This is a genomic window from Nonomuraea sp. NPDC049504 (genome assembly GCF_040676845.1).
GTDB classification, from domain to species: domain Bacteria; phylum Actinomycetota; class Actinomycetes; order Streptosporangiales; family Streptosporangiaceae; genus Nonomuraea; species Nonomuraea salmonea.
Genome location: NZ_JBFAPT010000036.1, coordinates 85,260 through 97,731, shown reverse-complemented (window position 1 = coordinate 97,731; position 12,472 = coordinate 85,260). Strand labels below are relative to the sequence as shown.

The 12,472-nt window shown below is 72.5% G+C and carries 9 protein-coding genes; 6 read left to right on the top strand and 3 right to left on the bottom strand.

Features of this window, described 5'->3' with window-relative positions:
• Together AB0K28_RS44820 and AB0K28_RS44815 are read left to right on the top strand one after the other, a co-directional pair.
• Positions 1–4,855, top strand: a 4,855-nt coding sequence (locus AB0K28_RS44820) for an NUDIX hydrolase (RefSeq protein WP_364382843.1), incomplete at its 5' end; no start/stop codon positions are given.
• The gene (locus AB0K28_RS44815; protein WP_364382840.1) at positions 4,852–5,364 is read left to right on the top strand and encodes a hypothetical protein; all 513 of its coding nucleotides are present in this window, start codon (positions 4,852–4,854) and stop codon (positions 5,362–5,364) included. The genes AB0K28_RS44820 and AB0K28_RS44815, both read left to right, overlap by 4 nt.
• A 65-nt stretch (positions 5,365–5,429) precedes the next feature.
• On the opposite strand, the gene AB0K28_RS44810 is transcribed toward AB0K28_RS44815, so the two are convergent.
• Entirely contained in the window at positions 5,430–5,774 is a 345-nt protein-coding gene (locus AB0K28_RS44810; protein ID WP_345385240.1) for an STAS domain-containing protein, read from the bottom strand.
• A gap of 436 nt (positions 5,775–6,210) precedes the next feature.
• Here AB0K28_RS44810 and AB0K28_RS44805 point away from each other — a divergent pair, with 436 nt between their 5' ends.
• Positions 6,211–7,773: a pectate lyase gene (locus tag AB0K28_RS44805; protein WP_364382837.1), complete on the top strand. Its 1,563-nt coding sequence runs from the start codon at positions 6,211–6,213 to the stop codon at positions 7,771–7,773.
• A 26-nt stretch (positions 7,774–7,799) separates the two neighbouring features.
• On the opposite strand, the gene AB0K28_RS44800 is transcribed toward AB0K28_RS44805, so the two are convergent.
• Entirely contained in the window at positions 7,800–8,843 is a 1,044-nt protein-coding gene (locus tag AB0K28_RS44800; protein WP_364382834.1) for an aldo/keto reductase, read from the bottom strand.
• A 138-nt stretch (positions 8,844–8,981) separates the two neighbouring features.
• Between AB0K28_RS44800 and AB0K28_RS44795 the strand changes: the two genes are divergently transcribed.
• Entirely contained in the window at positions 8,982–9,545 is a 564-nt protein-coding gene (locus tag AB0K28_RS44795) for a TetR family transcriptional regulator (protein ID WP_364382831.1), read from the top strand.
• On the opposite strand, the gene AB0K28_RS44790 is transcribed toward AB0K28_RS44795, so the two are convergent.
• Complete coding sequence (locus AB0K28_RS44790; RefSeq protein WP_364382828.1) at positions 9,463–10,710, bottom strand: acyltransferase; 1,248 nt, start codon at positions 10,708–10,710, stop codon at positions 9,463–9,465. The genes AB0K28_RS44795 and AB0K28_RS44790 overlap by 83 nt on opposite strands.
• A 91-nt stretch (positions 10,711–10,801) precedes the next feature.
• Here AB0K28_RS44790 and AB0K28_RS44785 point away from each other — a divergent pair, with 91 nt between their 5' ends.
• On the top strand, positions 10,802–11,140 hold the full coding sequence (locus AB0K28_RS44785) for a YciI family protein (RefSeq protein ID WP_345385246.1): 339 nt from the start codon (positions 10,802–10,804) through the stop codon (positions 11,138–11,140).
• Positions 11,137–12,360 (top strand): DUF6596 domain-containing protein, encoded by a 1,224-nt coding sequence (locus AB0K28_RS44780; RefSeq protein ID WP_345385247.1) that lies wholly within the window; start codon positions 11,137–11,139, stop codon positions 12,358–12,360. Before AB0K28_RS44785 ends, AB0K28_RS44780 begins: the two co-directional genes overlap by 4 nt.
• Positions 12,361–12,472 lie beyond the last annotated feature (112 nt).

Sequence of the window (12,472 nt, the reverse complement as noted above, 5' to 3'; positions counted from 1 at the left end):
CGCGGTCGCCAGCACGCGCGACACCGCCGCCACCCCCGGCGCCCTGCCCGCCAGTTCGGCGCTGCCCGCCACCGTCCCGGCCGTCGCCGCGGCCGTCCACCCCGTGGAACCGGCCGAACAGGTCACCGCCGAGCAGCGCGCGGCCGAGGCCCGCACCGACCAGGCCGACGCGACCCCTGCCCAGCGCCCCACCGGACGCGACATCACGCCGGACGGCATCGTCCGTGAGACCACAGCTGACACCACAGCCGACACCACAGCCGACTCCGCGCCGAACCCCCGGCGGAACACCGCCCCCGACACCCCGCACCCGGCGCCGAAGATCCAGCAGGACCCGAACGCCCCCACGACCACCGAGCAGACGGTCGCCGCCCCGCCCCGTACGGACACGACCGCGACACCCCCGCCACCCGCCCGCCAGGCCAACGGCGACCGCCCGGCCGACGTGGTCGTCCCGCCTGCCCGGCCGCACGACCTGCCGGGCCTCCCCGCTCAGGACCACGCGCCCGCGCCGAGGACCGAGAGCCCCCGCACGCAGACTCCGGACGCCCACCTGCCCGCGCAACCCGAGCGCGTCCCCGCCCAGAACGGGCACGCACCCCGGCAGGACACGGCCGCGCGGGTGCGGCCGGTGCCGGCCGGGCCTGAGCTGGGTGTGGCGGGGCCGTCCGAGCGGGTGACGAACCTGCTCAGCCAGGACGGCGCGTACGAGCCGATCAGCGTCCATGCCTGGTCGAGCGCCGATCAGGCGGTCGTGCGCCGGCTGGCGGACACGATGACCACGCCGACGAAGGACCTGCTGGCCGCGGCCCGCAAGCAGCATCTGGCGGAGGGGCTCGGCGACCCCCAGATGGTCCTGGTGCACTACGAGTTCCACATTCCAGGCAGGAAGGGACGGAGCTGGGACGTCCTCCCCGGCGACGACCTGCCGGCGTTCACGCGGGGCTCGGGCGAGGTGACCGGGCGCCGGATCCTGCGCGAGGTGCCGGCCGCGTCGCCTGAGGCGGTCGCCATCGTACGCGGGCTGAGCGTCGAGGAGCTGATGAGGTCCTGGGGCCGCGGCGGGGGCCAGCTGCTCCCGGCGCGGCTGGCGATGAACCTGGCCGCGGTGGACGCGTTCGGCCTGCAAGGGGTCCTCGACCTCGAGGCGTACGGCGGGGCCTCCAGGAGCCAGACGGGCGCCAGGGACTACGCCCGCCACGGCGAGGCGCTGCGCGACTTCCTGCGCACCCAGTACGAGCAGACCCAGGCCGAGCTGAGCCGGCACGGCATCGAGGAGCTCGTGCTCTATCGTGGCGTGGCCTTCGACGAGGTGCACCGCATGCCGACCTTGGCGGCGGCCTCGACCGGGGACGTGGTGCCGGTTCCGCCCGGCCTGCAGCTGCAGTCGTGGTCGGCGCTGCCGGGCGTGGCCAAGCGGTACACGGGCTTGGGCGACGGCGCCGTCATGGCGGCCGTGGTCCCGGCGTCCCGGGTGCTGGCGACCCCGTGGACGGGGCTGGGCCAGCTGCCGCTGCACGAGTTCGTGGTGATGGCGGGGCCGGGCGACGTCACGGTGCTGCGGCCGGCGCACGTCGTCCCGCCCGACCCGGCGCTCGCCGGCCTGCCGCGCGGCCTGGGTACGAGGCGGGCGGGCGACGCGTACACGGAGTGCGCCCAGGGGCACCGGCACTGGAGCACCGAGCGGGAGGCCGGGCTGCTGCCGTACCACCGCGGGCCAGGCGGCGAGGTGCACGTGCTCGTGCAGCTGCGCTCGCTGGATACGCACCACGGCGGGCTGTGGGGGCCGGTCGGCGGGGCGCGCGACAGCGGTGAGGCGCCCGTCGCCGCGGCGTTGCGCGAGGCGGGCGGGGAGGTGCGGCTGAACCTGGACGACGTCCGGGTGCGCTCGGTCCACCACGACGACCACGGCGGCTGGGCGTACGACACGGTGATCGCCGAGCTGCCCCACAGGGCCGAGGCGTGGCCGGCCTCCCCCGAGTCCATCGACGTACGGTGGGTGCCGTTGCGCGAGGTGGCGCAGCTGAACCTGCACCCGGACTTCGCCGCGTCCTGGCCGGAGGTCCGTACGGCGCTGGAACGCGTCGCCGCCGAGGACGCCCCGGACTCCACGGCCACCGCACCGGCGGCGAGCAGGCCGCAGCCGGGGCCCGTGCCCGCGCCGCCGCACGGCGCCTGGGCACCGGAGCTCAGCGACGGGTTCTCACCGATCGCCGCCCCGCGCCCGCGCAACTTCGCCGAGGCGGCGGCCATCGTCCACCGCTGGAACCCGGACGGCACGCGCGGCGTCCCCGACGACCCGCGCGGCACCGACAGGACCGGCTCCGACCCCACCCCCGGCGACCCGCTCGACGCCCCTTCGCGCGTCGAGCGGCTGCTCAACGGCCAGGCCGATGACGTCCCCGCCCCGCTGGATCCCGCCCTGGTCGCAAGCGGCCGAGAGCTCATGCGGCGCATGTACGTGGAGAACCAGGACGACGCGACGGCGGCGGCCGTAGGGGCGATGGGGAGGATTCTCAGAACGGACGAGCCGAACCGGGCCATCCAGGGCCTGGCTGAACAGTTCTTCGACAGTATCCTGGCCGTCGATCCGCTGGTCGCGCTCTACCGGGACGCCCAGCGGCAGGGCATGGCGCCCGAGACGGCCCGCGACGAGACCGAGCTGGCCGACGTGCTCGAGCGCGCCTACCCCGCCGACCGTCACCGCTGGCTCGGGCACGAGTACGACTACCTGATGCCGTCCGCGACGCCGGAGCAGGCACGCGCGGCCGGGCTCCTGGCCGACATGATGGGAACGCCCGAGAACGCAGCCGTCAACGGGGCGTTCATCGACCCCGTGCGCCAGAGATACAGCATGAGCAGTCTCGAGGAGCTGTATCCGATCGTGCGGGCCGCACAGGCCGAGGGCCTCCTGCCGCCGGCGACGCCCGGGCCCGGGGGCTTCCACGAAGCTCTCAGCCGGTTCCACCAGGACGACCCTGCGCGGTGGTATGGCCTGCAGGGCCAGGTGAGGTATGACCTGCCGCACTTGGACGGCCCGGCGAGCCGCATGCTCGGCACCCTGATCGGTCTCGTCCCGCACGCGCCCCATGGATCGCGAGCCGAAACGATGCCGCTGCGGGAGCTGGCCCGCCAGACCGACCAGGCGGGCTCGGTCGAGCATCTGCTCCGCCTGGCTCTGGACGCGCAGGAGCACGGCGCTGACGTGGCCGGTATGTCGGACGTCACCGGCCTGACCGAGATGCTGACAACGCATCGGCAGCGCGACCCCTACCTTTGGGACGGCCTGCGGCTCGTTACCGAACTCGGCCTGCCGCTCACGCGGGACGGCGAGGTACGCGCCGCGGCCAGGCTCGCGGAACTCGCGGGCCCGCACCCGACGACGCCGATCTGGCGCTTCGACCCGCTGCGCCGGCTGGCCGACGAGACCGGTTCCGGATACGACGTGGCGGACCTGGCGGCACGCGCGGTTGAGGCCGCGCGAAACGGGTTCGACCTGTTCGGACCGGTCGACCGCCATGACGTGGTCGACACGCTGAGCCGGCCGGAGCCGCTCGCGCCGCCCGACCCCCGTGCGGACGCGCCCGGCCTGCACGGCATGTCACCCGCGGACGTACGGGAGGCCAGGAACGCCGCGGCCGCCCAGCACGCTCGGGCCTATGAGGATTACCTCGGCGATCACGGGATGCGCGGCTACGTCGAGCCGGGCTCCGACCTGGATCGGGCGCTCACTCCGACGGTCCGGGAATACGTCGACTCGTTGCAGGCCCGGGTCGAGGCGTGGCGGCGCTGGCCGGATGCGCCGGAGGTGTCGTTCACCCAGGATTTTCCCGCTTACGTGCGGGCGTACGAGGCGGCGGTGCGGCGCGCGGGCAGCGACGAAGCTGCGATCCCCTTCATGTACGACGACGCCACCGCAGGGCTGGGTGCCCGCGGCGGCGGGCGCGGGTTCGGCTTGGAGATCGAGTTCGAGCTGCCCGGCTTCAGCAGCCGGGCCGTTCTGAAGAACATCGCCCGGGATCTGCACGCCGCCGGCCTGACCGTTGACGGCGATGTGCACCCATATCACGCGTCCTCCCGGGCCGGATACCACTCGGGTGAGAAGGGCGGGCGCGGTCTGTGGCGGCTGGAGCTGGACAGGTCGGTATCCGGCGAGTTGGTCTCACCGATCCTGTACGACGAGCCCGCGACGTGGATGAACATCCTCCTGGCCTGCGAGATCATCCGCGGCTGGGGCGGCAGCGCCACGGTCAACACCGGCGGGCACGTGCACGTGAGCACCCGTGATTACGATCACCACCTGGCGAACTACGTCAGCGTGGCCGAATACATCAAGCACCACGGCGACACGCTCTACCGGCTCGGGCACAACCCGGCGATGGAGAGCCACCGGGGACAGGCGTTCTGCCAGTTCGAGTCACTGCCTGCCCGCGGCTACACCTCGATCGGCGCGGTGCGCCAGAATCACCTCCACCGCTCGGCCGTGAACATGGGCGGGATGACCGAGGACACGAAGGGCCATATCGAGTTCCGCATGTGGGACGGCTCGCTCGACCCGGCCGTCATCCAGGCGCAGGTGAAGGTGTCGCTGGCCGTGGTGGAGGCCGCGTTCCGCACGGCGGCGCTGGACCTGCCGCCGAACGCGGGCGTGCGCGAAGAGCCCGGAACCCACGCCGGGCTGCGCTCCTTGGGCTCCGCACCCGACCTCACCGAGGCGGGCAGCCTGTCCTTCCGCATGCTGATGGACGAGATCTTCTGGCGGGCCGCCGACAAGGAGCAGCTCGCCGCCCTGTTCGCGGCGACGCGCTGGCCCGAGCGCTGGGAGCCGCCACCGCCCCCGGAGGTCCGGGTATGAACGTGATCGTCCGCAACGTCCCCGCCGCGCGGCAGCCGCCGGCCGCGCCGCGCCACGCCGACGGCAGGCCGTACCTCTACGAGATGATCCACGCCGCCGGCGCCCTGCGCGGTTACGCCGACGAGCCGGCCGAGCTGGTCGCGATGCTCATCCCCGGCTACGGCGAGCTGGGCGATGACAGCGGGCGGGCGGTGGCGCGGATCCGTCTCGCGCTGGACGTGCAGGTGCGGTTGCAGGCGGAGCTGGCGGCAGGACGGCTGGGCGAGTGCGGGCCGGAGGAACGCGCGGTGCTGCTGGGCGGCCGGCACGAGCCGCCGGCGCCCGCGGAGTGGAGGGCGCCGGTGCCGCTGGTGCTTGTGACGTCCTTCTACTTGCCGGAGGGGACGTTGCCGCGGCCGTCGGGGCCTGAGGAACTGCAGATCTGGCTCGACCCGGCCGACGACTGGACGCTGCTCACCAGCCTGCACGCGGCGGGCGTGATCACGGTGGGGGCGCGCTCGGCGGCCTGACCAAGGGCGGGGTCAGCGCTGAGCGTCGGCGATCAAGGCGGAACAGGCGCGGCCGGCCCGAGAGGTCAGGCGGTGTTCGGCGGGGTGCCGCCCACCATGGGCAGGGCCCGGTCGAGGCCGGTGATGCGCAGCAGCCGCGACATGAACGGCCGGGGCGACGCCAGGGCCAGGGTGATGCCCATGGGGCGGGCGCGCTGCTGCACGTCGACCAGGACGGCCAGCCCGGCGGCGTCGCAGAACGACACCTCGGACAGGTCGAGCACGAGCAGGCTGGTGCTGTAGTGCAGCGCGCTCAGCAGTTGCTCGCGCAGGTCCGCACTGGTGAACAGGTCGATCTCGCCGTAGAGGCGCAGGACGGTCGGCTGCCCGGGGCCCGCCACTCCGAGCGGGGCGGTGTCGATGACCTTCATGAGAACTCCCCCCTCGGCCGGCCGGGACGTGGGCGTCGCCCCTGGTCAGCGCCACCGTTGAGTCGGACTGGGGCGACGCCGGCGGGAGGCGCCGGCGCCCGAAAGTCCTCGGTCATCCCAATGTATCCCGCTGCTTTCCCAATGCCGTTCCAGCCAAGGAATCGAGGCGGATGGCATGCAGGAAATTTGACGAAAGGGCTGGCCGGAACGGGTGTGACGCCGCTCGTACCGGCTGGATGAAAGTTTCACGGCGCATTGACACGGGGAAAGCGCTTTCCTACGGTGGCGCTACTCACGGACACGGACGTGGTCACTCATGTGAGCGGTGCGCACTCGCTGGGGGGAATCCGGCGTGCGGGTCATCCCGTACGCGCCGGACCAGCAAGGACCCGGCTGCCGACAGCAGCCCGGCATCGACGACGAAGATGGGACGAGCATGAGACGAGCAGTCGTGTTACGCGTCGGCGCGGCACTCGCCGCGGCGGTCACGGCCGCGGCGGCCGGGGCGGCCGTGCCGATGTTGCAGGCGTCGGCCGCACCGGCCGCCGCACTCGCCGCGGCCGGCAACGCCACCGGCTTCGCCTCCGCCAACGGCGGGACCACCGGCGGCGCGGGCGGCCAGACCGTACGCGCCACCACGGGCACCGCGATCCACCAGGCCCTCTGCAGCCGGGCCAGCAGCAGCACCCCGATCACCATCCAGGTCGAGGGCACGATCAACCACGGCAACACCAGCAAGGTGTCCGGCAGCAGCTGCAACACCGCGGCCGGCGTGATCGAGCTCAAGCAGATCAGCAACGTCACGATCATCGGGGTCGGCAACGGCGCCGTCTTCGACCAGCTCGGCATCCACATCCGCGAGGCGAGCAACATCATCATCCAGAACGTCACGGTCAGGAACGTCAAGAAGTCGGGCTCGCCCACCTCCAACGGCGGCGACGCGATCGGCATGGAGAGCGACGTCCGCAACGTGTGGGTCGACCACGTCACGCTGGAGGCGTCGGGCGGCGAGTCGGAGGGCTTCGACGGCCTGTTCGACATGAAGAACAACACGCAGTACGTGACGCTGTCGTACAGCATCCTGCGCAACTCCGGCCGCGGCGGGCTGATCGGCTCCAGCGAGAGCGACCGCTCCAACGGGAACGTCACCTTCCACCACAACCTGTACAGCAACATCGACTCGCGTACGCCCCTGCTGCGCGGCGGCATCGCCCACATGTACAACAACCACTACAGGAGCCTGCACGAGTCCGGCATCAACTCGCGGGCCGGCGCCCGGGCGAAGGTGGACAACAACTACTTCGAGGACTCCAAGGACGTCCTCGGCACCTTCTACACCGACGAGGCCGGCTACTGGCAGGTCAGCGGCAACATCTTCGACAACGTGACCTGGGGCGCCCGCGACGACGAGCACAACCCGGCCGGCCCGAACCCGCAGTCCAACACCAGCGTGAGCGTCCCCTACTCCTACGCCCTCGACGGCGCGAGCTGCGTGCCCGACATCGTGAACAGGACGGCGGGCGCCAACAAGGGCCTGCAGGTGTCGAACGGCAACTGCACCCCGACCAATCCGCCGACGGACCCGACCGACCCGCCCACCGACCCCACGGACCCGCCCACGGACCCGCCCAGCGGCACGAACCTCAGCCTCGGCGCGGGCTCCGACGGCTCCAGCAAGGGCAGCGGCACGAGCTACGGCAACGTGCGTGACGGGAACATGAGCACGTACTGGTCTCCGTCTGGCTCGACCGGCGACATCTCGATCAAGTGGGGCTCGCCGACGACGGTCGGCCGGGTCGTGATCCGCGAGGCGTCCGGCGCGACGGGCGCGATCGGGTCGTGGCAGCTGCTCAACGCCGACAACGGGGCCGTGCTGAAGTCCGGCACCGGGGCGGGCACGATCAGCTTCACGCCGACGTCGCTGAAGAAGGTGACGTTCCGGATCACCGGCTCGAACGGCACCCCCAGGGTCGCCGAGTACGAGACCTACGCCTCCTGACCGGAAGCCGCCGCGCCGCCCCTTGGTCAGGCGGCGCGGCGGCGACGCCGGGGATCGGCGAGGACGGCGGCGCCGTAGCTCGCGTCGTGCGGGTTGACGTCGGTGCCGGGCGCCACGACCTGGTCGATCCGGTCGAGCACGTCGGACGTCAGCACGACGTCCGCGGCCTGGAGCTGGTCGTGCAGATGCGCCGCGGTACGCGGGCCGATGATCGCCGCGGTGACCGCCGGGTGCGTGGTGACGAACGCCAGGGCGAGCTGGATCAGCGTCAGGCCGGCCTCGTCGGCGATGCCGGCCAGCGAGGTGGCGGCGTCGAGCTTGGCCTGGTTGGCGGGTACGGACAGGTCGTAGTGGGCCAGGGTGTGACCGAACGGCATCGTCCGGGTGCGGTGGCTGGACGCCTGCGCCGCGTCCCGCCGCCACCGCCCGGTCAGCCAGCCTCCGGCCAGCGGGCTCCACGCGAGCACCCCCATCCGGTACGTCTCGCAGGTCGGCAGCACGTCGGCCTCGACGCCGCGGACGAGCAGTGAGTACGGCGGCTGCTCGCAGACGAACCGCTCACGGCCCCGCCGCTCGGCCGTCCACTGCGCCTCGACGACGGCCGAGGGCCTGAACGTCGACGATCCGGCGTAGCGGATCTTGCCGGCGCGGACGAGGTCGGTGAGCGCGCCGAGCGTCTCGTCGATGTCGGTGGCCGGGTCGGGCCGGTGCACCTGGTAGAGGTCGATGTGGTCGGTGCCGAGACGGCGCAGGCTCTCCTCGCAGGCCCGGATGATCCAGCGCCGGGACGCGCCGCGCTCGTTGCGTCCCGGGCCCATGGGGCTGGACACCTTGGTCGCCAGGACGACGTCGTCGCGCCGCCCGGCGATCGCCTTGCCGACGATGACCTCGGACTCGCCGTCGGAGTAGACGTCGGCGGTGTCGATGAGGTTGACGCCGGCGTCGAGTGCCGTCCGGATGACGCCGATCGAGGCGTCGTGGTCGGGGTTGCCCCAGCGGCCGAACATCATCGCGCCCAGGCACAACGTACTGACCTGGACTCCTGTGCTTCCGAGCGTGCGGTAGCGCATGGCGGGACCGCCCTTCTTGGTCGAGTGATGGCACCGCGGGGCGTCTGCTACCGTCGCGGATAAGCGGAGTCGGGTCCGCTTATCCGGAGACTAAGCGGACCCGGCTCCACATAGCAACTCGGAAGACAGGACGACTCCATGCCTGAGTCCGGCCGGCCGATGCGGGCCGACGCGCGGGCCAACGAGGACAAGCTGCTCGCCGCGGCGGCCTCGGCCTTCGCACGCGACGGCGCCGCCGCCACCCTGAAGCAGATCGCGAGGGACGCCGGCGTCGGGATCGCCACCCTCTACCGGCGCTTCCCCACCCGCGAACTGCTGGTCGACGCCACCTACCGCTATGAGACGGCCAGGCTGGCCGACCGCCCCGCCGCCCTGCTCGCCGAGCTGCCGGCCGACCGCGCCCTGCGGGCGTGGATGTCGGAGGTCCTCGACCACCTGGTCACCAAGCAGGGCATGGCCGACACGCTCAAGACGCTGCTGCGCGGCGACGCGGAGCTCGGCTCGCAGACCCGCGAGCAGCTCACGGCCGCGGTCGAGGAGTTGCGCCGCGCCGGTTCCGATCAGGGGGTGCTGCGGGAGGACGTACCGGCGGGCGACATCCTCATGGCGCTGGCCGGCGTCACCCTCGCGGCCGGCGACCCCCGCCAGCGGGAGCAGGCGGAGCGCCTGCTCGACCTGCTGATGGACGGTCTCGCCTCTTGACCAGGCGGCGGCCGACGAGCTGCATGGGGAGCTCGATGCAGCGGTGGCTGAGCCAGCTGAGCGGCAGCAGCAGCGCCAGGAAGAGCACGCCCGCGCCGAGCTGGGCCGCCGCCGGCGCGCCGCGCAGCTCCCCCACCACCCGCATGAGGATCAGCAGCAGCGGCAGGTGCACGAGGTAGAGGGAGTAGCTGATCGTGCCGAGCCAGGTGAGCGCGGCGGGCAGCGTACGGGACCGGCAGGCCATGGCGGCGGCGAACGTGAGCACGGCCAGCAGGATCGTCAGGCCCCACACCTTCGGCTGCACCCACCACCAGCCGGCGTTGCGCGCCCACAGCGGCAGCGCGGCCACCAGCAGGCCGGTGGCGGCGACCGGCCAGAGCGGGCCAGCGCCGCGTTCCCACCGGTGCACGGCCGTGCCGGCGAACATCACCGCCAGGATCGCCGCACCGAACCAGGGGACGCGGCTGCTCAGCAGCACCAGCGCGAGCGCCATCACCCCCAGCGCGCAGGCCGCCACCGTACGGCCCCACCCCGACACCACGCACGCGAGCCCGACCGCGAACAGCCCGAACGTCACCCAGGACAGCCACCCGCCCGACAGCGGCGGCGCGATCATGGCCAGCCCCGCGACCAGCCCGAGCACCGCGAACAGGCCGGGCAGCAGCCCCCACCTGTCCCGCACGCCCGCCATGAACAGCGCGGCGGCCAGCAGGTAGAACACCATCTCGTACGACAGCGTCCACATCGTGTTCAGCACGCCCGCGGTGCCCACGGCGTCCATGAGCATGGTGGCGTGCGCGGCCACGGAGGACAGGTCGCGCGGCACCTCGGCCCGTACGGGGATCCACCAGGCGAGCACGAGCACCAGCACGATCATCGCCAGATAGAGCGGATAGAGCCGGAAGAACCGCCCGATCCAGAAGGCCCGCACGTCACCGTGCCGCTCCAACGAGGCTGGGATGATGTAGCCGCTGACCAGGAAGAACACCAGCACGCCGTAGACGCCGAGATTGAACGCGGTGGGCCGCAGCCACGGCATGGCCCAGGTGCACAGGTGCTCCCCCACCACCGCGAGGGCGCCGAGCCCGCGCAGGGCGTCCAGCCAGGCGAGCCGGGCGGGGGCCGCTGACGCGGTGCGAGAGGTGACGGATAAAGCAGGGGACATGAGGATCAAAGTATCGGAACCGCCGCTCTGTCGTATGGGGCGTCGTCCCGATCGTCTTGTTGGTGAGTTCCGAACGACAGGAGGGTGGATCGTGAAGTATGTGCTGATGTTCGTGGAGACCGAGGAGTTCGCCAAGGAATTGGAGGCCATGGGCGAGCTGGAGCAGCGGGCCGCGTACGAGGCGGTGGGGCGGTGGTTCGCCGAGCACGCCGACAAGATCACCCACCACGCGCACCTGGCGCCCGCCCACACGGCGACCACCGTACGGGTGGACCGCCCCGAGCCCGTGATCACGGACGGGCCGTTCGTGGAGGGCAAGGAGGTCGTGAGCGGGTTCGCGGAGGTCGAGGTGGCGGACTTGGACGAGGCGCTGGCGCTGGCCCGCGCGTGGCCCGCCTGCCCGATCGTGGAGATCCGCCCCCTCACATGAACCCGCACCACTGTGAGCCGGGTGCCGAGGCGAGTCGGGAGGTGCTGGCCGCCGTCGTGCGTGAGCATGCCGGCCGGCTGGCCGCCTCGCTGGTGTCGCTGCTCGGCGACTTCTCCGCCGCCGAAGACCTGGTGCAGGACGCGGTGGAGACCGCGCTGCGCCGCTGGCCCGAGGAGGGCGTACCGGAACGGCCGGAGGCGTGGCTGTTCACGGTCGCCCGGCGACGCGGCCTGGACGTGCTGCGCCGCGAGTCGAACCTGCGGTCCAAGCTGGCCCGCCTCACCTGGCCCGGCCCCGCCCCGGGCGACGACCGGCTACGGCTGATCTTCACCTGCTGCCACCCTGCCCTGTCGCGGGCCGCGCAGATCGCGCTGACGCTGCGGGTGGTGTGCGGGCTGTCGATGGCGCAGATCGCGGCGGCGTTCCTGGTGCCGGAGCCCACGGTGGCGCAGCGCGTCACCCGTGCCAAGCGCAAGATCGGCGAGGCCGGCATCCCGTACCGGATGCCCACGGCAGAAGAGCTGCCCCAGCGCCTCGACGACGTGCTGGCGGTGATCTACCTGCTGTTCAACGAGGGCTACCTGACCAGCACCGCTGACCGGGCGCAGGCGGCCGACCTGGTGGCGGAGGCCGAGTGGCTGGCGGCGCTGCTGGTGGGCCTGATGCCGAAGGAGCCGGAGGCGGCCGGCCTGCTGGCACTGATCCGCCTGCACCGGGCGCGCGGCGCGGCCAGGTTCGACGACCGGGGCAACCTGGTCCTGCTCCCCGACCAGGACCGCTCGCTCTGGGACCACACCGCCATCGCCGAGGCCACCACCCTCCTGACGCGGGCGGCCCGCGCACACCGGCGGCCGGGCCCGTACCAGGTGCAGGCCGCGATCGTGGCCTGCCACGCCGAGGCCGCGACCTTCGCCGACACCGACTGGCCCCAGATCCTCGTCCTCTACGACCTGCTCCTGCACCTGTCCCCCTCCCCCGTCACCCGCCTGCACCGGGCAGTCGCCGTACGCCACGTCCACGGCCCGCGAGCAGCGCTTGAGGAGCTGAAGAACCTGGCCGGCCCCCTGGACCGCTACCCGCTCTTCCACGCGACACGGGCGGAACTCCTCCGCGCCACCGGCCACCGCACCGAGGCCAGGGACGCCGACGAGCGGGCCCTGCAGCTGACCACCAACCCCGCCCAGCAGGCCCTCCTGGAACAGCGGCTCACCTGGGACTGACGGCGTCGCGCACCCCGGTCATCAATGCTTTCCCGGAGAATCCTTGGGCTTGGAGCGTGCTCTTCCTCTGGGGAACCGGAAAAGCGCCCCGAGGGATGACCATGGAGGAATT